Origin of the sequence: Paenibacillus sp. FSL E2-0177 (genome assembly GCF_037992975.1) — a bacterium.
Lineage (GTDB): Bacteria > Bacillota > Bacilli > Paenibacillales > Paenibacillaceae > Paenibacillus_AQ > Paenibacillus_AQ odorifer.
The window spans coordinates 268,485-292,036 of sequence record NZ_CP150307.1; the positions used below are offsets into that span (position 1 = coordinate 268,485).

20 protein-coding genes are annotated in these 23,552 nt (G+C 43.2%); 6 read left to right on the forward strand and 14 right to left on the reverse strand.

Annotated features, from left to right (window positions below; translation table 11 throughout):
• Nucleotides 1-12: 12 nt before the first annotated feature.
• Entirely contained in the window at nt 13-936 is a 924-nt protein-coding gene (locus tag MHI25_RS01220) for a DMT family transporter (protein ID WP_076206086.1), read from the reverse strand.
• Nucleotides 937-1,078: 142 nt separating this feature from the next.
• Between MHI25_RS01220 and MHI25_RS01225 the strand changes: the two genes are divergently transcribed.
• Nucleotides 1,079-2,419: a PLP-dependent aminotransferase family protein gene (locus tag MHI25_RS01225; protein WP_340394826.1), complete on the forward strand. Its 1,341-nt coding sequence runs from the start codon at nt 1,079-1,081 to the stop codon at nt 2,417-2,419.
• A gap of 549 nt (nt 2,420-2,968) precedes the next feature.
• Here MHI25_RS01225 and MHI25_RS01230 read toward each other — a convergent pair.
• The 6 genes from MHI25_RS01230 to MHI25_RS01255 form a co-directional block, all read right to left on the reverse strand.
• Nucleotides 2,969-4,279 carry a 6-phospho-beta-glucosidase gene (locus MHI25_RS01230; protein WP_076303199.1) on the reverse strand — a complete coding sequence of 437 codons (1,311 nt, stop codon included), beginning with the start codon at nt 4,277-4,279 and terminating at the stop codon, nt 2,969-2,971.
• Nucleotides 4,280-4,285: 6 nt separating this feature from the next.
• The gene (locus MHI25_RS01235; protein ID WP_076303198.1) at nt 4,286-5,281 is read right to left on the reverse strand and encodes a BadF/BadG/BcrA/BcrD ATPase family protein; all 996 of its coding nucleotides are present in this window, start codon (nt 5,279-5,281) and stop codon (nt 4,286-4,288) included.
• A gap of 30 nt (nt 5,282-5,311) precedes the next feature.
• Nucleotides 5,312-6,301 carry a LacI family DNA-binding transcriptional regulator gene (locus tag MHI25_RS01240; protein WP_076303197.1) on the reverse strand — a complete coding sequence of 330 codons (990 nt, stop codon included), beginning with the start codon at nt 6,299-6,301 and terminating at the stop codon, nt 5,312-5,314.
• 135 nt (nt 6,302-6,436) lie between these two features.
• Nucleotides 6,437-7,822 carry a sugar ABC transporter substrate-binding protein gene (locus MHI25_RS01245; protein ID WP_076192581.1) on the reverse strand — a complete coding sequence of 462 codons (1,386 nt, stop codon included), beginning with the start codon at nt 7,820-7,822 and terminating at the stop codon, nt 6,437-6,439.
• Nucleotides 7,823-7,874: 52 nt separating this feature from the next.
• Complete coding sequence (locus tag MHI25_RS01250; RefSeq protein ID WP_038568194.1) at nt 7,875-8,753, reverse strand: carbohydrate ABC transporter permease; 879 nt, start codon at nt 8,751-8,753, stop codon at nt 7,875-7,877.
• Nucleotides 8,750-9,643 (reverse strand): sugar ABC transporter permease, encoded by an 894-nt coding sequence (locus MHI25_RS01255; RefSeq protein WP_036687229.1) that lies wholly within the window; start codon nt 9,641-9,643, stop codon nt 8,750-8,752. Before MHI25_RS01255 ends, MHI25_RS01250 begins: the two co-directional genes overlap by 4 nt.
• Nucleotides 9,644-10,005: 362 nt before the next feature.
• On the opposite strand from MHI25_RS01255, the gene MHI25_RS01260 reads away from it, so the two are divergent.
• Nucleotides 10,006-10,803 (forward strand): hypothetical protein, encoded by a 798-nt coding sequence (locus MHI25_RS01260; protein WP_076126956.1) that lies wholly within the window; start codon nt 10,006-10,008, stop codon nt 10,801-10,803.
• Here MHI25_RS01260 and MHI25_RS01265 read toward each other — a convergent pair.
• Genes MHI25_RS01265 through MHI25_RS01275 form a run of 3 tightly spaced genes read right to left on the reverse strand, consistent with a single transcriptional unit; the run spans nt 10,798 to nt 13,926 of the window.
• Nucleotides 10,798-12,147, reverse strand: a complete 1,350-nt coding sequence (locus MHI25_RS01265; RefSeq protein WP_339189150.1) for a Mur ligase family protein — start codon at nt 12,145-12,147, stop codon at nt 10,798-10,800. The two genes, MHI25_RS01260 and MHI25_RS01265, sit on opposite strands and share 6 nt — an antisense overlap.
• A 14-nt stretch (nt 12,148-12,161) precedes the next feature.
• Entirely contained in the window at nt 12,162-13,310 is a 1,149-nt protein-coding gene (locus MHI25_RS01270) for a hypothetical protein (protein WP_340394827.1), read from the reverse strand.
• Nucleotides 13,276-13,926 carry an N-formylglutamate amidohydrolase gene (locus MHI25_RS01275; protein WP_076192573.1) on the reverse strand — a complete coding sequence of 217 codons (651 nt, stop codon included), beginning with the start codon at nt 13,924-13,926 and terminating at the stop codon, nt 13,276-13,278. The genes MHI25_RS01270 and MHI25_RS01275 overlap by 35 nt, the downstream gene beginning before the upstream one ends.
• A gap of 334 nt (nt 13,927-14,260) precedes the next feature.
• Here MHI25_RS01275 and MHI25_RS01280 point away from each other — a divergent pair, with 334 nt between their 5' ends.
• The 4 genes from MHI25_RS01280 (at nt 14,261) to MHI25_RS01295 (ending at nt 18,675) form a co-directional block, all read left to right on the forward strand.
• Entirely contained in the window at nt 14,261-15,643 is a 1,383-nt protein-coding gene (locus tag MHI25_RS01280) for an ABC transporter substrate-binding protein (protein WP_076126963.1), read from the forward strand.
• A gap of 160 nt (nt 15,644-15,803) precedes the next feature.
• The gene (locus tag MHI25_RS01285; RefSeq protein WP_036687240.1) at nt 15,804-16,646 is read left to right on the forward strand and encodes a sugar ABC transporter permease; all 843 of its coding nucleotides are present in this window, start codon (nt 15,804-15,806) and stop codon (nt 16,644-16,646) included.
• Nucleotides 16,646-17,479: a carbohydrate ABC transporter permease gene (locus tag MHI25_RS01290; protein ID WP_036687243.1), complete on the forward strand. Its 834-nt coding sequence runs from the start codon at nt 16,646-16,648 to the stop codon at nt 17,477-17,479. The genes MHI25_RS01285 and MHI25_RS01290 overlap by 1 nt, the downstream gene beginning before the upstream one ends.
• Nucleotides 17,480-17,643: 164 nt before the next feature.
• Nucleotides 17,644-18,675 carry a LacI family DNA-binding transcriptional regulator gene (locus MHI25_RS01295; RefSeq protein WP_076126967.1) on the forward strand — a complete coding sequence of 344 codons (1,032 nt, stop codon included), beginning with the start codon at nt 17,644-17,646 and terminating at the stop codon, nt 18,673-18,675.
• Nucleotides 18,676-19,069: 394 nt separating this feature from the next.
• Here the strand turns inward: MHI25_RS01295 and MHI25_RS01300 are convergent, their stop codons facing one another.
• The 4 genes from MHI25_RS01300 to MHI25_RS01315 all read right to left on the reverse strand — a co-directional run bounded on the left by MHI25_RS01300 (nt 19,070) and on the right by MHI25_RS01315 (nt 23,480).
• Nucleotides 19,070-19,300, reverse strand: coding sequence for a hypothetical protein (locus tag MHI25_RS01300; RefSeq protein ID WP_254847760.1), 231 nt, complete (start codon nt 19,298-19,300; stop codon nt 19,070-19,072).
• A 176-nt stretch (nt 19,301-19,476) separates the two neighbouring features.
• Nucleotides 19,477-20,676, reverse strand: a complete 1,200-nt coding sequence (locus tag MHI25_RS01305; RefSeq protein WP_340394828.1) for a Ger(x)C family spore germination protein — start codon at nt 20,674-20,676, stop codon at nt 19,477-19,479.
• Nucleotides 20,677-20,726: 50 nt separating this feature from the next.
• The gene (locus MHI25_RS01310) at nt 20,727-21,839 is read right to left on the reverse strand and encodes an endospore germination permease (RefSeq protein WP_340394829.1); all 1,113 of its coding nucleotides are present in this window, start codon (nt 21,837-21,839) and stop codon (nt 20,727-20,729) included.
• Between the two features lie 48 nt (nt 21,840-21,887).
• Entirely contained in the window at nt 21,888-23,480 is a 1,593-nt protein-coding gene (locus tag MHI25_RS01315; RefSeq protein WP_340394830.1) for a spore germination protein, read from the reverse strand.
• Between the last annotated feature and the right edge of the window lie 72 nt (nt 23,481-23,552).

The following is a 23,552-nucleotide window of genomic DNA, read 5'->3' on the forward strand; positions in this document are numbered from 1 at the left end:
GCATATCAATCTTCACGCTTTACCTTTGGCCCTTACTTGCTTCCGCCAGTTCACACCGATCACCCCGGCGATGATCATCACTGTACCGGTCCAATGGTACCATTCCAGTTGCTCATTCAGCAGAAGTACACCACCGAGAATAGAGACAACTGTTGAAAGACTGCCGAAAATGCTCACGCGTGAAGCTTCCATCCGTGATAAAGCATAGTTGGAGAGGAAGGAGGTCACGAGGGAGGAGAGTACGCCGAGATAGAGCATGGAGAATATAAATTTGGGCTCTTGAAAAGGTGTGAAATACTGATCCAAGGTTCCTGCCGAACCATGCTTAATGATCGACAGTCCATTAAAAAATATAAATCCGAACAAAGTAATCATATAGGTAAGTTCTTTGGGACTCCAGGTACGTGTCAGCTTTCGAGCCGCAACATTATAACCGGCAAGGGATAAAGCTGAGATTAGGATGAGCAAGACGCCCCAAAGACTAGAAGAAGAGATACTCAAACCTGGAATGGCAAAGATAAGAATAATGCCTGCAACTGAGATTAATGTAGAGATCTTTTGGAAGCTGCTCGTGGTTTCCTTCAAGAACATCGCCGCCAAAAGGATGGTGAAGATGGGCATTGTCGCCTGAATAATACCCGCTACAGCGGAAGTTGTATACAAAAGTCCATACGCCTGAAGGGTGAAATATAACGCTGGATACATTAAAGCCAGTGGGATTATCACTGCGGCCTTGGATATTCCAAACTTCACCCGCCCCCACCCTGGAAAAGTAAATAAAGAAGCGGCAAGGAAAGATAACGTGAAGCGATGAGCTAGCGTATCAAAAGGATCCGAGACGGTTAGGGCCATTTTTACAAATATAAAGGAAAACCCGACGATAATAGCATTCATGACAGCTGCTGCTATCGCTTTTTGAGTAGAAGATGTATTCATTAGTAAAGACCTCCAAAGTGTTGCGCGCATTTAGGTACCGGTCCTGTTCTGCTCTTTATTCTAAGGCTAGAGTAGCTGTGCTACAATGTAATTATTATTCATCTGTACCGGTACAGAATAAGCTTGGAGGAAGGTGAAAGGGATGTATAAGTATTCGGAGTTAATCAACGAGCTGGAAGCGCAAATTGCCGAGGATGCGTATCGTGAGGGAGATAAATTACCGTCTATCCGGGAGTTGTCCTTACGTTATGGATGTAGTAAAAGTACGGTTATTCGCGCGTTGCAGGATCTTCAGGACAAACATTTAATCTATGCCGCCTCAAAAAGTGGTTATTATGTCATGAAACGAAGCGGACAGCGAAAAGACGAAGGTGCACATTGGATCGATTTTACGGTGTCTGCACCCGACCCGGATATTTTTCCGTATCTGGATTTCCAACATTGTATTAATAAAGCGATTGATATGTACCGCAATGACTTGTTCATCTATGGAACGCCGCAGGGGCTTCCTTCTCTTATTCGTGAAATGCAGCGGCATCTGGCTTCTTATCAGGTATTTGCCAATCCGGAACAGATTTTTATTACCTCAGGTGTGCAGCAGGCGCTTGGCGTATTGACCCGAATTCCTTTTCCGAATGGCAGGCAGCGAGTGCTGATTGAGCAGCCGGGTTATCCGCTTTTTATGGAATATTTGAAGACGTATGGCATTGAGACAGAGGGAATAAAGCGTTCGGATGCTGGGGTGGACTTGAATGAATTAGAACGGTTATTTAAGACAGGCCAGTTCAAGTTCTTTTATACCGTCCCGCGATTTCATAATCCGCTTGGCGTCTCCTATACCCGTCCCCAGAAGAAGGCGATTGCTCAGCTAGCAGCTAAATACGATGTATACATCGTTGAGGATGACTACATGGCGGACTTGGAGCAGGATGCAAAAGAGGATCCGATCTACGCTTATGACGATGCTTCCCATGTGATCTATTTGAAAAGCTTTTCCAAAATTATATTTCCGGGTCTGCGTGTCGGTGTCGCTGTACTGCCAGAGGTCCTGTGTGACTCTTTTAACCGATTCAAAAGACTGATGGATATAGATAGCTCTATGCTGTCTCAGGCTGCCCTGGAGTTGTATCTGAAAAGCGGAATGTTCGAGCGCCACCGAAAAAAGATGCGTTCCTGCTACGAAAAAAGATCCACGCTGCTCCATGAATCGATTATGAGAGAGTTAGATACAGCGACAGCACAGCATTATTCCTACCATCCAACCGGCCAGCTTGGCGTGCATACGTATCTGAAGCTTAGTGACAGCGTAAAGACAGAACAGATGATCAAACGTCTGCAAAAAAAGTTCATTCGTATCGAAATGGCGGACAGCGGGTATCTGCCCTCTTTTAATAAAGAGAAGATTCTAAAGCTCAATGTATCCAGTGTAAAAGAGCCGGATATTCGCTTTGGCATTGAACAGGTAATGCAAGAAATACGCTGAGAGCGCAGCAATAAATGAGTGGATGATAATGGTGGAAATGCTGGGAGCCCATTGGAGTAGAAACAAAAAAGCGTTCCTCCAGTAACAGGGATCGTTTTTTTGCGTTGTGGGTCGTTGGCAAATCTGGCAGCAGTGAACTGATGGACAGCAGATCTCATTATCGGTACAACTCGCAGTAATCTCTGGTTCTTCTATAAATATCCGAACACATTTTCTGTGCAATCTTCGGCCGAGTCATGCGGACCCAGATAACGTTATTTGCTAGTTTTTAGCCTTTGAAGCAGGTTTTCGGACACCAGCGCCGCTATTCAATTAGAAAGGGGTTATATTGGGTGGTTTTCATGCTAATAACGGCTATGGGGTCCGCTAGCACTCTAAAAATGTGAAAAAGCCGCTTTTAAGGTCAGCTGTGTCCGATAGCGAATTCGCTAAGTGCAAATTACCAAGATGCTTTATTCATTTTTGCTTCGGTAGCGAGTATCAGCAACAAGCGCAAAAAAAGAGACCGGGTTCGGTCTCTTTTAGTTATTTCTCGATAGGAGGTATGAATTAATTCGCAAAAAAGTTCGGCAGGAATTCTTTATTAGCTTCCAGCATTTCGTCCAGCATCCGAATCGCTACGTCCACGGACGGAACAAGCGGGTGATGTGCGAGCGCCTGAAGGGCAAGGGCGCGGTCTCCGGTTACAGCGGCGTCAATCGCCAGCTGTTCATAGGTTTTGACAGCATGAATGAGTCCTTTAGCCATGGTTGGAATTTTGGTCAGTGGCAGTGGTAGCGGGCCGTTTTTAGTGACCACGCAGTTCACTTCAATGCTGGCGTCATCTGGCAGGAAGTCCAATATGCCATGGTTTGCGACATTTAGGGTCTGAATGTCGTTTGATCCGTTATGGAGCGATCTCATGAGATTAACAGCTGCTTCTGAGTAAAAAGCACCGCCGCGCTGTTCCAGCTGCTTCGGCTTCTCGCTTAGCTCTAGATTGCCATAAAGCTCGAAGAGCTCTTCTTCTACACGTTTAACGACTTCAGCACGGTTAATGCCTTGTTTATGGGATTCTATCTGCTCTTCGAGCATGGCATCGGTCATATAGAAATATTTTAAATAGTATGAGGGCAGTGCATGAAGGGATTGCAGGAATTCCGGGTTCCATTCTCTTGCTGGTACGTTCTTAGCGCTGTAGCTGGTTGTATCTGCAAGCATATCGTCCAGCTTGTCTTCACCTTCAACATCGATACGAGTAATCCAGTGCAAGTGGTTGAGGCCCACAAATTCGGCATATACACGGTCTGCTGCTACATTATATTTGGCAGAGACTTGCTTGATCAGGCCGATAGGTGCGTTGCACAGGCCAATACTTTTTACCTTAGAATATTTCAGAACGGCTTCGGTGACCATCCCAGCAGGGTTAGTGAAATTGAGCAGCCATGCGTTGGGAGCCAGTTCCTCGATATCACGGCATACATCCAGAATAACAGGGATGGTGCGCAGTGCTTTCATCATTCCCCCAGGACCTGTTGTTTCTTGGCCAATAACGCCATATTTGAGCGGAATCGACTCATCACGAGCACGGGCATCAAGCATGCCGACACGCATCTGGGTGCTGACGAAATCGGCGCCTTCGATCGCTTTACGGCGGTCTGTTGTCAGATGAACCTCAATCGGAAGGCCTGATTTCTCCACCATACGTTTTGCCAAGTTACCTACAATATTCAGCTTGCGAAGACCAGGCTCAATATCTACAAGCCATAATTCGCGCACGGGAAGTTCTTTATAGTGAAGAATGAATCCCTCTACTAATTCTGGGGTATACGAAGAACCTCCACCGATAACTGCAATCTTTAATCCTTGGTTAGCTGCCAAGATTAATCACTCCTGTCTTGTAGTTTGTTTGATCGATTCATAATCCTGAAATTTCCGCATTTTCTCATATACTTCACTACTAATGGTCAACCCATCTTGATCCATAGCTGACCATACTGCACCGACTACAGGCTCTGTGGCAAGGGTAACCACGGTTGCCTGAGGGGCTGCAGCGTGTACAGCTTTCTCGATAGGCTGGCGAATCCAACCGCGATCCCCTCGGGTTAGCAGACTTCCTGCCAGCACCACATCGAAGGCCTCCTGCTCCATGCCTAGCTTGTGAATGATAGCTGCCGCAGACTTACCTAGTTCAACCCCTTGCCGATGTAAAATCTCCAGCGCTACGGCATCTCCTTCAGCTGCTGCTTCAAAGAGCAGGCGAGCAACATTTACGGGGACTTTTTTCCAATGATCAAGGAAATCGTGAAACATATGCCCAACTTCCTCATAACCTAACATTTTTAGCAGTAAGCCTGTTAATAGGGTGGGCTGTTCCCGGCCGTCCCAAGCTCGGATAACGGAACGAAACACCTCAATATTGAGTGCGCCACCCCCGCCAAAATCACCGTACATATAGTCAAAGCCGCCGCATTGATAATGCTCTCCCTGCAGGTTTCTGCCTGCTGAATTGGTGCCGGTGCCGCAGATGAGCGCGACACCATATGGGCGATTCGTTCCGGCGCGTAGACCGATCATAGTGTCACAGTTAATGGTGTATTTGGTGAATCCTATCTGGCGTATCATCGGATGGAGAATAGCATAGTCGGCCTCGCGATCAGCACCGGCAAGTCCGAGATAGGTATGCTGGATGTCTTCCAACCGGAGTCCGGCTTCAGCCAGCGCCCCGAATGTGGCCTCTTGAATACTGTTGGCGGCCTCAAGGGCGCCTGTCTGGTGGTTGCCGTTACCACTCTTGCCTTTGCCAAGAACATTGCCATGTTCATCGCTTAGCAGAGCATAGGTTTTCGTGCCTCCCCCATCGATCCCCAAGTAGTAAGTCAATGGTCGTCACTCCTAGTGTATAAATTTAATCTACTCAGCTTCGGTAGATTCACGTACGATAAGTTCAGGATCAATCCGCATCCCGGCTCCACGTTTCATCTTTCCGGAGATGCGTTTGAGCAGCATATCCGCGGCTGCCAGCCCGATTTTGTCTGCAGGCTGACGTATTGTTGTCAGATGTGGATGAAGCTGTGAAGCAATATAATGATCGTCATAGCCGACCACTGCCACCTCTTCGGGTACCTGAATGCCCGCTTCCATCAGGGCATTGATGACTCCAAGCGCGATATTGTCATCCCCGGCAAATACGGCGGTGGGCAGCTTTCCTTCCTTCAGCCAACGTTTGCAGGTATCGTATCCCATCCCAATATCGAAATCACCAGGCACGATCTCAAAGGGGGCCAGTCCTTGTTCCTGAAGCGCCTGTAGAAATCCACTGCGCCGCTCCCGCGTACTCCGGAACATTTCCTGACCGCAGAGATGAGCGATTGAAGTGTGTCCCAGCTCCAGCAGATGACGCGTAGCTGCGTATCCCCCCTTGAAGTTGTCGATCGTGATGGAGTAGGTATCATTTTCGGGCTTCTGATTATCTATCAGCACATAAGGAATACCCCGCCGTTTTAACTCCACAATATAATTGTCCTCTTCCATCGGAGAGAGCAGAATTAAACCGTCTACACGATCCTCCTGAATTAAATAATGGCTATCATCCGATTCGATGCCTGTTGAGATGGATATGGCTAAAAAATAACCATGCATCGCTAATATTTCATTCAGCTCTTTGACCACTGCGTCAAAAAAGGAATCTTGCAGGGTAGTGACAATAATGCCGATAATTCCCGTCTTACCGCTTGCCAGACTGCGTGCCGCAGCATTAGGGCGGTAATCCAGCTCTTTAATTGCCTCCAGCACCTTTTGGCGATTATTCTCGCGTACCGATTCGGCCCCATTTAACACCCGGGATACGGTTACAACGGATAATCCGGATTTTTTGGCTACATCAAAAATACTAACTTTCATCTTTAATTCTCCTCACGGCAGATTTTCCGATCCTGTTTTCTACTTTCAGTATACAGGGTTGGCAGACTGTCCGCTAAACGTATGATTTCACGCAGGTATACCGTCCCTAAAGGGGGCGGTATACCTGCCAAACAGTTATCGCTGAATGATCTCTGTAACCTTCTTCTGAATCGTCGCCATCACCTCTTCAACCGTCTTATGTCCAGTTTCTACTGGCTGCAATTCATTAATGAACATGTCATTAATTTGCGAGTAGTTGGTGATTAAGTGGTTATAGGATTCGAAGCCGTAGTTAACAGCACCCTCGTAGACATTTTTGATATCCTGTGGATCGATACCTTCAAAATGTTTATAGTAAGCTTCTGCAGCTTCGGTGTTGACTGGTGGGTTACCGCCACTAAGCTCAATGGATTTCTCTTGCACTTCGCTTGTGATCAGGTATTTGATCCATTCAAAAGCTTCCTTCGGATGTTTGGAGTCCTTCAAGATCAGCAGCGGATCGACATAAAGGGTGCTGCGTACCTTTTCGTTTCCTCCCCATGGTACAGCGGCTACGCCAATTTTGAAGGGGAAGTCATTTGCACCTGCAAGGTTCCATGAGCCTCCGATAGACATGCCGATTTTACCAGCAACAAAGGGATCGCCGTTCTGTCCAGCTACACTTTTGCTCCATTCGGAAGAAGGAGAGACTTTATCCTTAAAGACAAGATCAAAAAGCTTGTTGTAGGCAGCGATCACTTCAGGGGAGTCAAAATAAGTCTCGGAAGGCACGCCGCCATTAGTCCATGTGTCTTCTGAGTAAGGCTCCGCTCCAAAATATAACGGCCGCATATCGCGTTCGGACCAAGTGAAGTCTACGCCATATTGAGTTTTGGCGATATCATCGGATACAAGCGTCATTTGTTTAGCTTCGTCGACCATTTTTTCAAACGTCCAGCTCTTATCTTCATAATCGCTTGTTGGATAAGTCAGTTTGGCAGCATCAAACATGTCTTTGTTATAGAGCATTAAGGTGACATACATATTGACCGGGATGCCGTAAGTGTGATCTTTAACCTTGTAGATACCCATTAGATTCTCTGGGATACTATAATCCTCTGCCTTGAAACCATCCTCTTTCATAAGGTCGGTCATATCGAACAACATACCCTTATTGTAGTATTCTGCGAAACCTCCATACCCCCAGTGACTTGTCACGTCGGGCGATTTGCCGCCGGCAATTAGCGTTTGCAGCTTGCTGTCGAACTGCTCATAGGGCGCTTTTTCCACTTTCACTTTAATATTCGGATGCTGCTTCTCGAAATCAGGGATTAATTTTTCGACAAATGTGCGGTCTTCTGAATCTATTGTGTAATGGGTAATCGTTACCGTTTCTGCTTTGCCTCCAGAATTAGTAGAGCCACCGTTTCCTTCAGATAGGGCGTTACCCGCCGATTTGCCGCCGCTACAGCCTGATAAGGCTAGAACAACGAGCATGGTAGCTGCAAGTAAAAGCGCAATACTTTTCCTGTTCTTGTTCATTAGCTAAACCCTCCATGATTTCAAGTATATTTGGCCGCCGGATGGCGGATTATTACTTAATCCCTGTAAGTACAATCCCTTCGACGAACTGTTTCTGGGCTACAGCAAACAGCGTAACGATTGGGACCATAGCTAGAACCGAAGCAACCATTAGCAGATGCCAAGGTGGAATGCGGAACCTCGATGAGGTAAGAGAAGCCATCCCGACGGGTAGCGTGAACTTATCTGATGAGCTTAAGTAAAGCACTGGCGTAAGCAGATCATTCCAGTTGTAGATAAAAGCAAAGATAGCTACGGTTGCAAGTGCAGGTTTGGAGAGTGGGATTGCTATGGTAGCCCACATCCGTATTTCACCACAGCCATCAATGCGTCCGGCATCAAACAGCTCTTCAGGCAATGTGGAGAAGAATTGGCGCAGCAGAAAAATATTATAGGCTGAGCCGAAGAAAGCAGGCACGATCAGGGGTAAAAAGGTATCTATCCAGTTCATTTGCGAAAAGAGTACAAATTGCGGAATCATAATGGCCGGATAGGGTAACATCATGGTGCTCAGCAGCAGGATGAACCACACCTGATTACCTGTACCTCTGAATCTGGCGAATCCATAGGCAACCAGCGCCGAAGAAATCAAGGTTCCCACAACACTAAAGCCGGCGATAATCAGACTGTTTTTATAAAGTGTACCGAACTGCAGGGTATCAAATATTTCTGTGTAATTGCTCCACTGCCAGCTCTCCGGAAGAAAGGTGGGTGGGAACTTCAGCATCTCGCGTTTGGACTTAAGTGAAGTGGAGACCATGAAGAACAAAGGAAGCAGCATCAGAAATGTTGTAACTACTAGAGTAATAAAGCTGAAAATCTTAACAGGCTCCGCTTTCCGGCGGCGTTTGGTTCCTTTAGTCCGGGGGCTTAGCGCTCTGACTGTACTCATTTGCGTCCGCCTCCTTCATAGTGAACATAACGGTTAGACAATTTCATAATTAGTGCGGTGCAGAGCATAACTACGATAAGGAGCACCCATGCCAAGGCTGAGGAATAACCGGCACGATATTCTTTGAAAGCGCTGGTGTAGAGATTATAGACATAGAACCAGGTAGAGTAATTCGGCCCCCCTTGAGTCATGACAAAAGCTTGGGTAAAGACTTGGAAGGAATCAATCAGTCCCATAATCAGTTGGAAGAGCAGCACGGGAGAGATCATCGGTAAGGTAATGTTCAGGAAGATTCTGAAGCGCCCGGCACCGTCAAGGTTAGCGGCTTCGATCAAGCTAGCCGGTACGCCTTGCAGACCTGCGAGGAATAAAATCATTCCTGAGCCTGCTGTCCAGAAAGTCATGATGATCAAGGCATATAGTGCAGTGTCTGGGTTCATCAGCCAAGCCGGTCCATGAATGCCGAACCAGGAAAGGATGTAATTGAAGAGCCCGATCTGCGGGTTGAAGATCCAGTACCACAGCAGGGACATGGCCACGCCGGATACCATGCTTGGAAAATACATTGCTGTTCTGAAAAAGCCGCGCAGAGGAATGGTCTGGTGAAGCAATAGTGCAAAGCCAAGACCGAGCGCAAGCTGGATAGGTACACCGATGAAGGTATATCTCAGCGTGACAACCACCGATTTCCAGAACAGGTCATTGTGAAACATCTCTGTGTAGTTAGCGAGCCCGATAAATTTAGGTGGGTGTATGATGTCATAATCAGTAAAGCTGAAGTAAAGCGATGATAAGATAGGATAAAGGGCGAATACTAGGAAGCCGATAATCCAAGGAGAAATGAACAGATACATGTAGAACGTCTGCCGCCTGTTCTCGCGATTGATCATGACACACCAACCTCTCGTTTTAAAAGTATAAGCGCTTTAACTTTTGATCATACTAACACTATTAATTAGCAATAATACTAGGTACCTAGAGATTAAAGTTTAACCGCTTTAACTTTTTGATTCGCTTTAATAAGCTTATCATAGAGGATGATCACTAAATAATCAACACTTATTTTAACTATAAAAGCGCTGTCAGTCATTAAACGTAACATACAGTCTGTCATTTTTGTGAAAAAGGGACCTGAAATAAGATTCGGGAGATTATTGTGTTAACTATTATAACGCAATTTTATTATTTTTTATTAATATTCCTCATGCTATGATTAGGTTTGGTCATATTTTGTTAGAAATGAGGAAACTGAATGACGACTAGACCTTACTTAAAAATGATCCAGCATTCTGTTACAGCCTCAGGGATTAGCTTTGAGGAAATTACACCGAATTTCGTATATAGAGCGACAGATGGAGTGAAATCATTTGTGATGGTAGACGCTGAGATCGGACTAAACAACAGTGCTTCTACGATCATTGCCATGAGTAAATCTCTAACTTATGATGTTTTGCATAAGGCGAATATCCCAGCCGTAGAACATATTTATTTGCCGCATCCAGACTCCAAATTTAGCAATTTGAATCCTTATCCATTGGCTGAGCGTTATTTCCAAGCGTGCAATGGGGAGGTAGTTATGAAGCAGGATAACGGGGCGCAGGGCAATCATGTGTACAAAATCAATGAGATAGCCGATCTGCATGAAAAGCTGGATTTATTATTTTCTTTACAGCTTAATGGGGCAATAGGTCCTTATTATGAAGCGGAGATTGAGTATAGAATTGTAACTTTTAATCATCAGGCGCGTGTATTCCTTGGCAAAAAAAGAGTTCGTTCGTGGAAGCACAATTTGATTAACGGAGCTGTTACGATTGAGGTGAAAGATCAGGTCAAACAAGAGGCGCTGGCGGAGCTTGCCTCCCGGACCTCTAAAGCGCTGGGCCTTGATTTCTGCTCAGTAGATATCTTAGAGACAAATCAAGGCTTGTTGGTGATCGAAGTCAATCATAAGGTAATGTTAGATGAATATTGCAAGCAAAATCCAAGTGAAGTACCTGGCCTCTCAGACCTTTACAGGGAAGTTATTCTTCAGCGTATGAATCAGTTATAAGCCGATATTCAGCAGCGATTGCCCGAATAATCTTTTGGCATTTCCGATTAGAGTTTGCGTACCCACGATTACAATAATCTCGGAAGGTGATTGTTCTTTAACATACGTGAGAGCGTCCTCTAAATAAGGGAATTCGGAACTTTTTTCGAGAAAACTTTTAGCGATAAGCGGAGCATCCGTAGGGAAAATTAGATGGCTTATATCGGGTTTGGTTACGATTAGTTGATCCGAGACTGTACTCATGACTTCGATGACCCCTGTGTAATCTTTATCCTTAGGGACACCGATGATGGATGTGACGGTACGGCTGCGCTCAGGATTCACTAATTGAATAAGTTCAGCCAGATAGCTTGCAGAATCTCTATGAATAGCTCCGTCAATAATCGTCAGTGGGTCATGACAGATAACTTCACAACGTCCCGGCCATTGTAATTGTTCAAAACAGTGATGTACGATCTCCTGATCAAGGGGTCCCCCTGTAATCTCTTCACAAAGTGCGACTGCGCTGGCAGCATTGACCGCTTGAAACTGTCCCAATAGCGGAAGGGTCAAGGCTGGATAAACGGCTGGCTTCGTCCGGACATCAAAAGTAGTTCCGACAGAAGTGGTTGTGATAGATTCAGCTAAAAACTGTTCTTCGTAATATTGCACAGGGTTGGAGGAGAGGTTGTCCTTCATGATCGCAAGAACGTCGGATTTCTGTTTGCTAACATAGACGTTTGTTGTGTTGTTTTTGACAATCCCCAGCTTGTGCAGTGTAATGCTGTTCAGATCAGGTCCCAAATGGGCTACATGCTCTTCCATAATCGGGGTAATGACAGCCCAGTCATTGCTCAGGACATTGGTGTCATCAAACCTTCCTCCTCTACCGCATTCAATCACATTGATATCTGTACCCTTCTCCTTAAAGTACAAAGCCGCAATAGCCAAAGCAACCCCAACCGGACCTTGATATTCATCAGCAGCAAGCTGCTCTTCGATCTGGTGGAAGCCCCCGCGAATTACATTACCTAATCGTACAAAATCTTCTGTGGCTATTGCCTGCCCATTGATCCGGATTCTTTCGTTGAAATCTACCAGGTGAGGGGAGGTGAATAACCCCACTTTATATCCCAAGTGACTTAACAGAGAGGAAATAAATCTAGAGGTGGAGCCCTTACCTTTACTGCCTGTGACCAGTATGTATTTTTGATTGCGATCCGGACTTCCGACTGCATCCAGTAATGCTCTGGTTAACTCCGGTTTTCTAACTTCTTCATCCAAAGTCTCTGTAATGTTGTTAATGGCCCTTAGGTAAGAGCTGTAGATCATATCTTCTACTTGGGATTGTGAAGTGAATTCCACGGAAATCCCTCCATTTAATTAATTTTGGCGCGTTCCTCAGATAGTGTTGTGTAGATGATAATCGGAAGTAACACAAGAGAAATGATGATGGTCAGAGCGATGCTCCAGTTCAAATCCTTATATAGCTGTACTATGGTGAACAACAAAGCGATAACAGGTAAGACCAGTTTGTTTAAGTGCTTTAGGAATAAGGAGTACATACTTCTTTTTACGGTAACTGATGTGCCGATGCTTGGGATTTCTAACTCGTTACGCGATAAGGCGGTGATCCCGATAAATAAGTGGCTGTCGATAAATTTAAGCTGCTCATTATCCGCATGAAGCTTGACTGACTGGGCAATATGCTCCGTATCGATGTCTAAGATGGGGATGGTGATTTGTTTGGAATTATAGGAGATCACGATCTGATCTGTTTCTTCCATGCCTAGCAGTTTTCTAACATTCGGATGAATTCTGCATAAATTCTGGTGCTCATCAAAAGGGTAAGGATGACCCACTCTGAGGGTGAGCTCTCTTTTGCCAATAAAAAAGTTCCCTAATGCACTTAAGGGCCGTTGGATCAGTTGATTTATAAGTTTATGTATGCCTGGCTTGGGTTGAGAACGCGTCCTAGCGCGAGTAATGATTAATGGGTCATGCCCCTCGGAATGGGTTTCAAGCAATAACATAATGTATCTGTTGAAGTAAAGGGTATTCGGTTTGGCTGTGCTATCTTCTCGTAAAGTTAGGTTTACCCGGAAGCCATTTTTGGGATTGATAAGTTCTACTTGATTCGTATATTTACGGACGAGTGCTGGACAGGCTTTTACATAGGGTTTGGCAATCTCGTCCACTTTAGGAATTCCCCGAAGAACTGTGTCGTATTCTGGCTTCGTTATTGTTAATCCTGTAGTCAGGCAGTCCCCGAGCTTGTCCTTTGCCCGCTTGGATAATTGGATTGTACCTCTTGGCACCTCATCTGCCGATAAAATTAAACAGCTGACTTTGACACCATTCTCTGCTGTAAGATCAACGAAGATATGCTGGACTAAACCTAATTCCTTTAACTCTTCGGAGTTCATTGTGATTTCTTCACGAGGTTGAAGGCTTTGTTTGTCTAGAATAGTAAAGGTTTGCTCGATAATAATGTCAGACACCGCCCAATAGTTTAATGATTTGTTCAAGGGAATGAATGGTTTTTTGGAATAAATCAAACGCATTCGGGTTACGATAATTTCGATTAATTTCAATTTGAATACTTTGAACTAACAATTCCTTAGCGCAATATGAAGTAATTGTTCCAGGATGGGATGCAGAAAATGTATGATTTTGTCGAACATTGGTAATACCATTATTGTTAAAGATGCCTATGACGTCATTTAAATTATTCTCTCGTATAGAGGTTCCGTACAGTGTCCCTAGGTCAATATCAAACTCTCGAAGTTTGGAAGCTCCGTGCAGATCGATCACAAACTGAATGCGATGTTCTTTGACAAGCGCTCGTAGCGCCGCCTTATATTCTCCACCTAAGATGTAATTTGGGTCTTCTTTGGAAAAGCTATTCGAATAAATACAGTAGCAATTGGTGAGCTTTTGTAACAAGAGGGCAAGGGAGCCTGTATACATGTCAGCTGGTTTTACAGCATGTTCTCGAAAATGATTAATGGCATGTGGAGCTGAGACTAGTACAGGAAGGGAGCCTTCTACAATGGAGTAAGAGGGATCTACCCCGATATCGCCAAAATAATTATTATTGGAGAATTGTAGCTCATACTGTTCGATCAGAGATAAAATATGCAATCACCTATTCATAGTTATTTAATGGGTCGTTAACCATTAGTATGTCCTAAGCATTCACCATTCATGAATAAGGATGAATCTATTATAACGCTTGCAAGGTTTGCCGTGGGCAGTTTTTCCATAAAATGATTCTAAAAGATTGGCTATTGAAAAGTTCAAAATGGTGTGCTAATATTTCAATTGAAAACGTTACCGATAAGGATACCGAGAAGGATACCAAAAAAGTAGGCTGGGGATTACTTAAGCAAATGAAAACGCTGACATAATTTTCACTAACAGCATCGGAACGTCTTCATGCGAAGTAATCTAATAAAAAGTACGAGGGGGAAGAAGAATGAAGAATATCAAAAAATATTTAGGGCTCATGTTAGTAATGTCTATGGTTGTTGTCTTAGCGGCAGGATGTGGAAATAAAGAAAATAATTCTGCATCCAATGATGGAAACGCTACATCTGGTAAAAAAGGGTCAGTTTATTTCTTGAACTTCAAACCTGAGATTGCAGAAATATATGAAAAGATCGCTAAGGATTACGAAGCAGAAACAGGAGTTAAGGTAAAAGTCGTAACGGCTGCTGCGGGTACTTACGAAACTAAATTGAAATCCGAAATCTCCAAGTCTGAAGCGCCAACTATTTTCCAAATTAACGGACCTGTTGGTTTTCAATCCTGGAAAGATTACACCTTGGATTTGAAAGATACTAAGCTTTACAGCTATCTGTCCGACAAAAGCTTGGCTGTAACTGAAGGTGAAGGCGTGTATGGTATCCCTTACGTAGTTGAAGGATACGGCATCATCTACAACGACGCAATTATGAAGAAATACTTCGCTTTGGCTGATAAAGCGGTATCGATCTCCTCCACAACTGAGATCAATAACTTCGACACTTTGAAAGCAGTAGTAGAAGATATGACGGCTAAAAAAGACCAACTGGGCATTAAAGGTGTATTCGCCTCCACTTCCCTCGCTGCTGGTGAGCAATGGAGATGGCAGACTCACCTTGCAAACTTGCCGCTGTACTATGAATTCAAAGACAATACTGAGTTTGACAACACCGTTCTTGCGGGTCTAGCTTCTAAAGAAGTTGAATTCAAATACAACGATAAATTTAAAAACATCTTCGATCTGTACATCAAGAACTCTGTAACTAAAGAATCCTTGCTGGGTAGTAAATCCGTAGCTGACTCCATGGCTGAATTTGCACTTGGTAACGCAGCTATGGTTCAAAATGGTAACTGGGCTTGGTCACAAATCAACGATGTTGACGGTAACGTAGTTAAAGCTGAAGAAATCAAATTCTTGCCTATCTACACAGGTATGGAAGGCGAAGAAAAACAAGGTTTGGCTGTAGGTACAGAAAACTATTTCGCAATCAACAGCAAAGTATCTGCTGAGAACCAACAAGCTTCTATCGCTTTCCTGGAATGGTTGTTCTCCAGTGAAAAAGGTAAAGCTTATGTAACTAACGATCTAGGTTTCATCGCACCATTCAATACCTTTGAAGACAGCGAAAAACCAGCAGATCCACTTGCTAAAGAAGTATCTGCTTGGATGGAAAAAGATCTTACTTCTGTAGCTTGGACATTCGCAGCATTCCCAAGTGAAGAATTCAAAAACGTCTTTGGTGATGCCCTCTTGCAATACGCTCAAGGAAACAAAACTTGGGATGAAGTTGTAACCATCTTCAAGGACACTTGGAAGGCTGAAAAAGCAAAATAATAAATGCATGGAAAGATGCTTGAATAACTCTCAGTTGTCATACAGATAAAAGCTTAGTGCCACTGGGCTCCCTCGGGATTCAGTGGCACTAAGCAACAATTGGAGTGGATCTTGCTACATCTGTTTCATCATTTTCCATACTGAGATAGGAGAAGACTCCATGGAAAAATCGATAAAAAAATATTTTGCTCTTTTTGCATTACCGACCATAATAGCCTTTGGAATTGCCTTTGTGATCCCTTTTCTTTTGGGTATATATTTGTCTTTTACAGAGTTTACTACAGTCAATGATGCAACATGGATAGGGTTTGGCAATTACGCTAAAGCTTTTTCGAATCAAGAGTTTCTAAATGCATTAGGTTTCACCGTTAAATTCACAGTTTTATCTGTTCTTACTATTAATGTGTTCGCCTTCATCTTGGCGATGTTATTAACTAGAAAGCTAAAAGGTACCAACGTATTTAGAACGATCTTCTTTATGCCTAACTTGATAGGCGGTATCGTATTAGGATATATCTGGCAGTTGATTTTTAATGGGATTTTGTACAAATTTGGTGTCACTTTGACCTCTGATGCAACGTATGGATTTTGGGGACTAATCGTTCTTATGAATTGGCAATTGATAGGGTACATGATGATTATCTATGTTGCAGGTATTCAGAATGTTCCTAAAGATATAGTAGAAGCCGCAAGAATTGATGGAGCTTCACGTTCTAAGATTTTGCGTAATGTGACTATTCCACTCGTAATGCCGTCCATTACTATTTGTTTATTCTTAACTTTATCTAATTCATTTAAATTGTTTGACCAGAACTTAGCGTTGACCGCTGGTGCACCTTCTAAGCAGACCTCCATGTTAGCACTGGACATCTACAATACATTCTACGGAAAATCAGGATGGGAAGGTGTCGGTCAAGCGAAAGCCGTCGTATTCTTTGCTTTAGTAGCCTTAATCGCCTTAATACAACTTGTCATTACTAGAAGAAAGGAGGTTGAGAACTAATGCAAAAGACTAGAGCAAAAGATTACTCCATATTCACCATTTTGTTGGTCTTGGCCATTGCGTTCTTATCTCCTATTTTTATTGTTCTGATGAACTCCTTCAAGGGTAAGTTCTACATTAGTGATACGCCGTTCTTATTCCCTAATGAGACTACGTTTGTTGGTTTAAAGAACTATACTAGTGGTGTAGCAAAGATTGATTTCTTCAGTGCCTTCGGAATGTCCTTGTTTATTACGGTATGCTCGGTGGCTGTGATCGTGTTATTTACTTCCATGACTGCATGGTACATTACCCGGGTGAAGTCCAAATTCACAGGCATGATGTATTATGCGTTTGTATTCTCGATGATCGTGCCTTTCCAAATGGTTATGTTCACAATGACTAAGACTGCAAACGTGCTGCATCTCGACAATCCGATTGGGATTATCTTAATCTATTTAGGGTTTGGATCAGGGCTGTCTGTGTTTATGTTTAGCGGATTTGTGAAGTCTATCCCGCTTGAGGTTGAAGAAGCGGTAATGATTGATGGCTGTAATCCACCTCAGGCCTTCTTTAAAGTGGTATTGCCCATCCTGAAACCTATTGCTGTAACTGTAGCTATCCTTAATGTAATGTGGGTATGGAACGACTTCCTATTGCCAGACCTGCTGATTGGTACAGAATATAAAACGATTCCTATTGCGATCCAGTACCTAAAAGGTGGATACGGATCGATTGACATGGGAGCTATGATGGCGATGCTGGTCTTAGCTATTGTGCCAATCATCATTTTCTACCTGACTTGTCAAAAGTACATCATCGAAGGTGTCGTTGCAGGTGCGGTTAAGGGTTAAGCTTGATCTACCTCGTTAAATAAATTAATATTCATGTAAGAAGCGAGTAGGGTGTTTTTCTTGGTGGGTGACCATCAGGAATCCCCTGCTTTCTTATTTTGACTATGAAGTTGAATAAGGATTAAGGAGTTTGATAGATACTAACAAGTAAAGGATAGATAGAAATGGAGAGACTGACTATTATAGACATCGCCAAATTATGCGGTGTTGGCGTGACTACTGTATCAAGGGCTATTAACAATCATCCGGATATTAATGAAGAAACAAAAGCGATGGTTATGAGGGTTATCAAAGAAAATCATTATGTCCCGAACAACAGTGCAAGAAATTTAAAACGTTCTGATTCGAAAACGATTGCAGTATTGATTAAAGGGATATCCAATCCATTTTTTAGCCCGATGATCAAAGTGTTCGAAAAAGAGATTCAACGCAAGAAATACTCCTTCATCCTACAACGAGTTGATGAGAATCAAGATGAGATCGAAGTGGCGATTGAGCTGGAGAAAGAAAAAAGGCTGAAGGGAATTGTCTTTTTAGGAGGTTTATTCTCACACTCTCAAGAGAAATTACAGCAACTAACGGTTCCATTTGTCCTTAGTACGATCGGAATGACGGAAGAGTTTGATTTGAGCGACTATTCTTCTGTATCTGTAGATGACTTTAATGAGAGCTATAAGATTGTGGACTATTTATGTAATCTGGGGCATGAGAAAATCGCAGTCATTACTGCACCAGAAGAAGATGTAAGTATCGGTAAGTTAAGATATGAAGGTTATAAAAGGGCTTTAGCTGATCATGGAATCGCTTATAATGAACGGCTAGTGCGGCGGATGAAAGAGGATATCGACAGTTACAGTATGGAAAATGGGTATGCGGTTACAAAAGAATTGCTAGAGTTAGGTGAAGAGTTCACCGCTATTTTTACCTTATCAGATAGTATGGCTATCGGCGCCTGTAAGGCAATATTTGAAGCGGGCAAGCAAGTCCCGGAAGATTACTCTGTGGCTGGTTATGACGGATTGGATATTTCCTTCTATTATAATCCTTCTATTACTACCATCAAACAGCCGGTAGTGGAGATTGCGGAAGCGACGATTAAGATTCTTTTTGATCTCATCAATAAGAAGGTTAAGCATGCGCATCAGATTTTCCCGGCAGAATTAATAGTTAGAGAATCTACAAGGTCTTTATTGTAGTTTCAACAAGTGAGTATGTTTAAGTTTATTTACGAATCGGGGTGGGGAGATAGAACCGCAAGAGATTAAACCTAACGATATCAACAGCATCACACGGTTTCTCACCGCATTTGGTGATCCTACTCGGATTCGGATTGTTACGTTATTAGGGAATAAAGGTCGGCTGAATGTTGGGGAAATTGCAGGTGAATTCGAAATAAGCAGGCCAGCGATTTCACATCATCTCAAAATCCTACGGGATGCCCGCATTGTTGATCATAAAAAGAGAGGCCAGGAAGTCTATTACTGGCTGGCGCGTGAACGGCTAGCAACAAACTTTAGGGCGCTTGCTGATTTGGCAACGTCGTTTAATCATGGGGACTAAGCCATCTCAAGGGAATGGTTCAGTCCCATTTTAGGATAACCAGGCATTTACCATATCGGAGACGGGTTTATAGATAAATATCATCCATCCCAGTGGGTTAGAGACCGAAATATGTAACGCATTAATAAGACTGAAGAAAGTTCCCAGCAACAGAAGAAATGAGAAAACCCACATCTCCTTGATTAATTTTTTCCTCCACATCAGGGGAACTTCAATGGCTGCTATAACGGCTACAACTATGAGAATCACTACTATACCCAATATTCACAACCTCCCAAACCATCTAGTTTCGAGATATTAAGTCTTTGCTCAGTGCTCTTCTGAACATTACTGCAATTTCGCTGTAATAAGTGTAATTTGGTTAACACACGATACTCTTTCAATTTTAATAGTTGGGCACCTTGCATGTTATACATGGTTTTGTTCACTCCAATTTATCACTTCGTCTCTTCTAGGAAAGAGTTAGTCACTTTCCCTAACAGGCGAATCTTAATATCCATCTTTACGCTTATTGGAAGGTTAACAAAGGTCTCATCCCAATTGTTTCGCAGTTTCTTCCACGCCTGCGGGTTAGAACGATGGATGATTTCGCCGAATCCAAAAATATCGCTTTTGTATTCATTCTGTACCTTTTTAATAGTAGTTTCGAATAAATTCTGTACTTTTTTGTTGGCGATTTGTTCTAATTCGGTGATAGTTTTTGTGTCTGTCAGTTCTAGATTTCTACACTGAACCTCTCCTATATCTGATTCTATATGTTGCTCAATACTGATTTCTGGTTTGTCACTATGGATGCTGCCTTTCATTTTGGAACGGGCTTCAAATACATCCAGCGAAACCTTTTTACCTTCGGGACATTGGATATAGAAAACAGTGCTCTCAACTTTATTGGTTAAATAGTTATAAACTTTTGATTCCTCTGGATTTAGCCAACCAATCAATTTGTCCTCCTTGAATACGGCCAATCCGGAGTATTTCAATTCTGTTGGAGAGTCTACCGTTTCAACATTATTCGGAGTTTCTCCTACAACTACACTTCCATCGATGACAACACCTGTTAAGACAGGATTCTTACCTTTACTCACAAGTTCTGTAATTAGTGTTCCTAATGTCACAGTAGATGTAGGTGCCCAATTTTTCTCCGAGGTTTCCAGACTGGAAAACAATCGCACGGCAGGTATCTTTTCAAGACTGGTTAATATTTTTAATGCATCTTCTGCCTTCGCATCCTTTGCCACCACTATAAAATAATCATTTCGCGTATCGGTGTCTCTTGACATGAAATCAAGAACATCGCTAATTCCCTCTTTAGCCAAATCCTCGCCGAGGACTAGGATTCGTAAATGAGAGATATAAATTTTACGTGGACTAAGGGTTGTGATTTTCCTAAGGGCTTCATATACGGTATTTCCCGTCGCTTTGTAAAGGTTGACTGGTGCCTGAGGAGAGCCTCCCTTTGAGCCAGCGATTTGGCTGGGTAAGACCACTTGCGCAGAAACTTGATATTGATCTCCAATTTTATCGATACCTATTCCTACAGCAATCGCAAGATCATTTAATTCTCGGCGGCTCCAGCAACCTGTTACAAATATTTGCATGAGAATAAGAACACAAATCAGAAGCGATCTTCGTTTCATGGTTTAATCCTCCGTTAGATCTTTCGGTATTCATGTCTCCCAGCCCATCTTTAGCTTCGAGATTTTAAGCCTTTGTCCAGTGCCCTTCGAAACATTCCCACACCTAACAACACCAAAGGTAGAAATAACCCGAAGGTTATAACATAGTACACCCAATAATTATCGAATACTTTGTTGTAATAGGTGTAATTTGGCGCAATAAGAGGTGCTAGTGTAACCAAAATTAATCCTGTGGGTAGAGTTAGCACCCGGTACTCTTTTAGTTTGAATAATTGAGACAACCCCAGAACGAAAGCATAGAAGTATAAGGTAACTTCTATAAACAAGGTTAACATCCAAAGTAGAGCTATCATGGCTTCTACCCGTTCGAAGAATCCGCCAACGGAGATCCGCCGTGCTATGTTATAACTGGGATAGATATCTCTGGTTGTCAGATCGGGACCTAGTACTAATATGGAAACAGTGATGGTCAGGAAGATAATAATACCGCCTAAGAAACAGCCCTGTAGTAAGCCTTTGGTTATCTTTTGTTGTTGGTTTACATAAGGGAGAAACATTAGAAAAACAACCGGTTCTAAAAAGGTGTAAGCCGTAATGGAAATAGACCCTCTCAACACTGGTTTTATGCCATCCTCCAATATGGGCAGTAATCTGACAATCTCCATCTGAGGAATAATTGCGACCGTCAGAATCAGAAATAGGATAATAATCATAGGTGTAAAGATCTCTCCAGCTCGTCCTATGACTTCTATACCTAGTCTTGTAGCCATAATCACGATCACCATGAATAAGATTAAAACAGCCGGAATAGGGGTTCTCGGTAATATTTCGGATGTAACGAACTCACTAAGTTCTCGCATGCTTCCAACGGTGACGATAAGAAAATACATTAAGGTCAAAAGCGATAGAATAGCCCCAATCCATTTTCCAAAAGCCTTTTGAATCACCTCAATAAGCGTTAGTTTGGGGTACAACTTTGCGAACTTGCTGTACATATAGATGGCTAGTAAACCTACGATCATGCCAATTAATGCGGAAATCCAGGCGTTTTGTCTGGCGTAGTGTGTAGTGGAGGGAGGGATTACGAGAATGGAATCCCCGATCGTAAGGAACATAACCAGTATGGTAAGCTGGCGAGTACTTATTTTACCTTTTTCGAGCATGGCTTTATTCACTCCAATTTATCACTTCATAGGTCAAGGTTTCAGGGGCTATTCCTCCGTGAGATCTCCCGGTTTCTCCGGTGGTGTGCTCTTTTCCCGAACGATATTTTTTTTATTGATTAGTCTAGGGCGGGTAAACATAGCCCAATGCGGCATTCGGAAAAAGGTGTCCTTTTGATCGGTGAGATTATAGGGAGCTAAAGGGCTTAAATAGGGAACGCCAAAGGAACGTAAGCTGCACATGTGAAGAACTATCGCAATAACCCCGATAATGATCCCAAACAATCCAAAGGATGCAGCAAGGAACATCATCGGGAAACGAAGCATTCTAATGGTCAAGGCAAGATCGAAGGATGGCAGTACAAAGCTGGAGATAGCAGTGATAGCGACGACAATAAGCATGGCAGCAGAAACAATGCCGGCATCAACTGCCGCAGTCCCAATCACCAGGGTGCCTACAATGGATACAGATTGGGCTATGGTTTGAGGCATTCGTACGCTCGCTTCTCTTATAATCTCAAAGGCAAGCTCCATTAAGAGTGCTTCAATAAATGCTGGAAGCGGTACGCCCTCCCGTTGTGCAGCTAGACTGATCAGCAGGGTTGTGGGCAGCATCTCCTGATGAAAGGTAGTAATGGCTACATATAAAGATGGGGCTAGTAGTGATATGAAAATACTGAAATATCGAAGCATCCGCACTAAGGTACTAACATCGGCACGTTGATAATAATCTTCCGCTGTCTGCATGAAGGAAACGAATAAGGTAGGCACCGTCATTACTATAGGAGTCCCATCTACTAATATGGCTACTTTTCCTTCCATAAGAGCAGCTGCTATAACGTCAGGACGTTCCGTATGATGGATGGTTGGAAATGGGGTATAGGTTTCATCCTCAATTAATTCTTCGATATAGCCACTTTCCAGGATCCCGTCAATGTCGATCCGATCTAAACGTGAGCGTACTTCTTGCACAATCCCGTCACTTGCAATGCCATTGATATACATGAGGGCTACATCTGTTTGGGTTACACGCCCGATTTGCTGTGTTTCTAACCAGAGATTGGGGTCCTTTATTTTCCGCCGGATTAATGCGGTATTCGTGCGTATGCTTTCTGTGAAGGCTTCCTTAGGTCCACGAATCACCGTTTCGGTGGCACTTTCCGTTACACCACGGTCTTTCCAGCCACGCATGCCTATGGTGAACCCTTTGGTATATCTATCGAGTAAGAGGATCACATCTCCGGATAATAGAGAGGTGAATAAAGAATTGAACTCCGTCGCATCTTTGATATCCCCTACAGTGAGCATGTGATCTTTTAATAATTGATAGTTGGCTGTTTGTGTATCAAGATTTGGGTCTGGGAGTTCTAAGATTAGTGATTCCAGAATGAAATCCTGAATAGCTTTACTATCCGCCAATCCATCTGTATAGAAAATAGCAGCTTTAATCTGGTGTTTGGAACCAATAAAGAATTCTCTAATCACAAGATCTGTACTATTGCCGAGTGTTGTTTTTATATATTGAATATTATCTTGAAGTTTTTCTTGAATAGGTTCCTTAGGTAATTCTTTAGTGGGGTTGGGGTGCCCTAATGAAGGGTTCTTAAAAACTTTTGTTATTGTTCTGTTCAGAAATCCCATAGTTGTTATCCCTCTTCCGCTGGTGCTGTAAATATAGCTATTACCAGAATGAGGGGGGATTATTCTGAACCA

Coding starts and splice junctions, on each gene's coding strand:
- MHI25_RS01290 (WP_036687243.1), top strand. CDS start 16,646: ATGCAAAAGACTAGAGCAAAAGATTACTCCATATTCACCATTTTGTTG.
- MHI25_RS01305 (WP_340394828.1), bottom strand. CDS start 20,676: ATGAAACGAAGATCGCTTCTGATTTGTGTTCTTATTCTCATGCAAATA.
- MHI25_RS01280 (WP_076126963.1), top strand. CDS start 14,261: ATGAAGAATATCAAAAAATATTTAGGGCTCATGTTAGTAATGTCTATG.
- MHI25_RS01285 (WP_036687240.1), top strand. CDS start 15,804: ATGGAAAAATCGATAAAAAAATATTTTGCTCTTTTTGCATTACCGACC.
- MHI25_RS01225 (WP_340394826.1), top strand. CDS start 1,079: ATGTATAAGTATTCGGAGTTAATCAACGAGCTGGAAGCGCAAATTGCC.
- MHI25_RS01260 (WP_076126956.1), top strand. CDS start 10,006: ATGACGACTAGACCTTACTTAAAAATGATCCAGCATTCTGTTACAGCC.
- MHI25_RS01250 (WP_038568194.1), bottom strand. CDS start 8,753: ATGAGTACAGTCAGAGCGCTAAGCCCCCGGACTAAAGGAACCAAACGC.
- MHI25_RS01295 (WP_076126967.1), top strand. CDS start 17,644: ATGGAGAGACTGACTATTATAGACATCGCCAAATTATGCGGTGTTGGC.
- MHI25_RS01315 (WP_340394830.1), bottom strand. CDS start 23,480: ATGGGATTTCTGAACAGAACAATAACAAAAGTTTTTAAGAACCCTTCA.
- MHI25_RS01310 (WP_340394829.1), bottom strand. CDS start 21,839: ATGCTCGAAAAAGGTAAAATAAGTACTCGCCAGCTTACCATACTGGTT.
- MHI25_RS01255 (WP_036687229.1), bottom strand. CDS start 9,643: ATGATCAATCGCGAGAACAGGCGGCAGACGTTCTACATGTATCTGTTC.
- MHI25_RS01245 (WP_076192581.1), bottom strand. CDS start 7,822: ATGAACAAGAACAGGAAAAGTATTGCGCTTTTACTTGCAGCTACCATG.
- MHI25_RS01240 (WP_076303197.1), bottom strand. CDS start 6,301: ATGAAAGTTAGTATTTTTGATGTAGCCAAAAAATCCGGATTATCCGTT.
- MHI25_RS01220 (WP_076206086.1), bottom strand. CDS start 936: ATGAATACATCTTCTACTCAAAAAGCGATAGCAGCAGCTGTCATGAAT.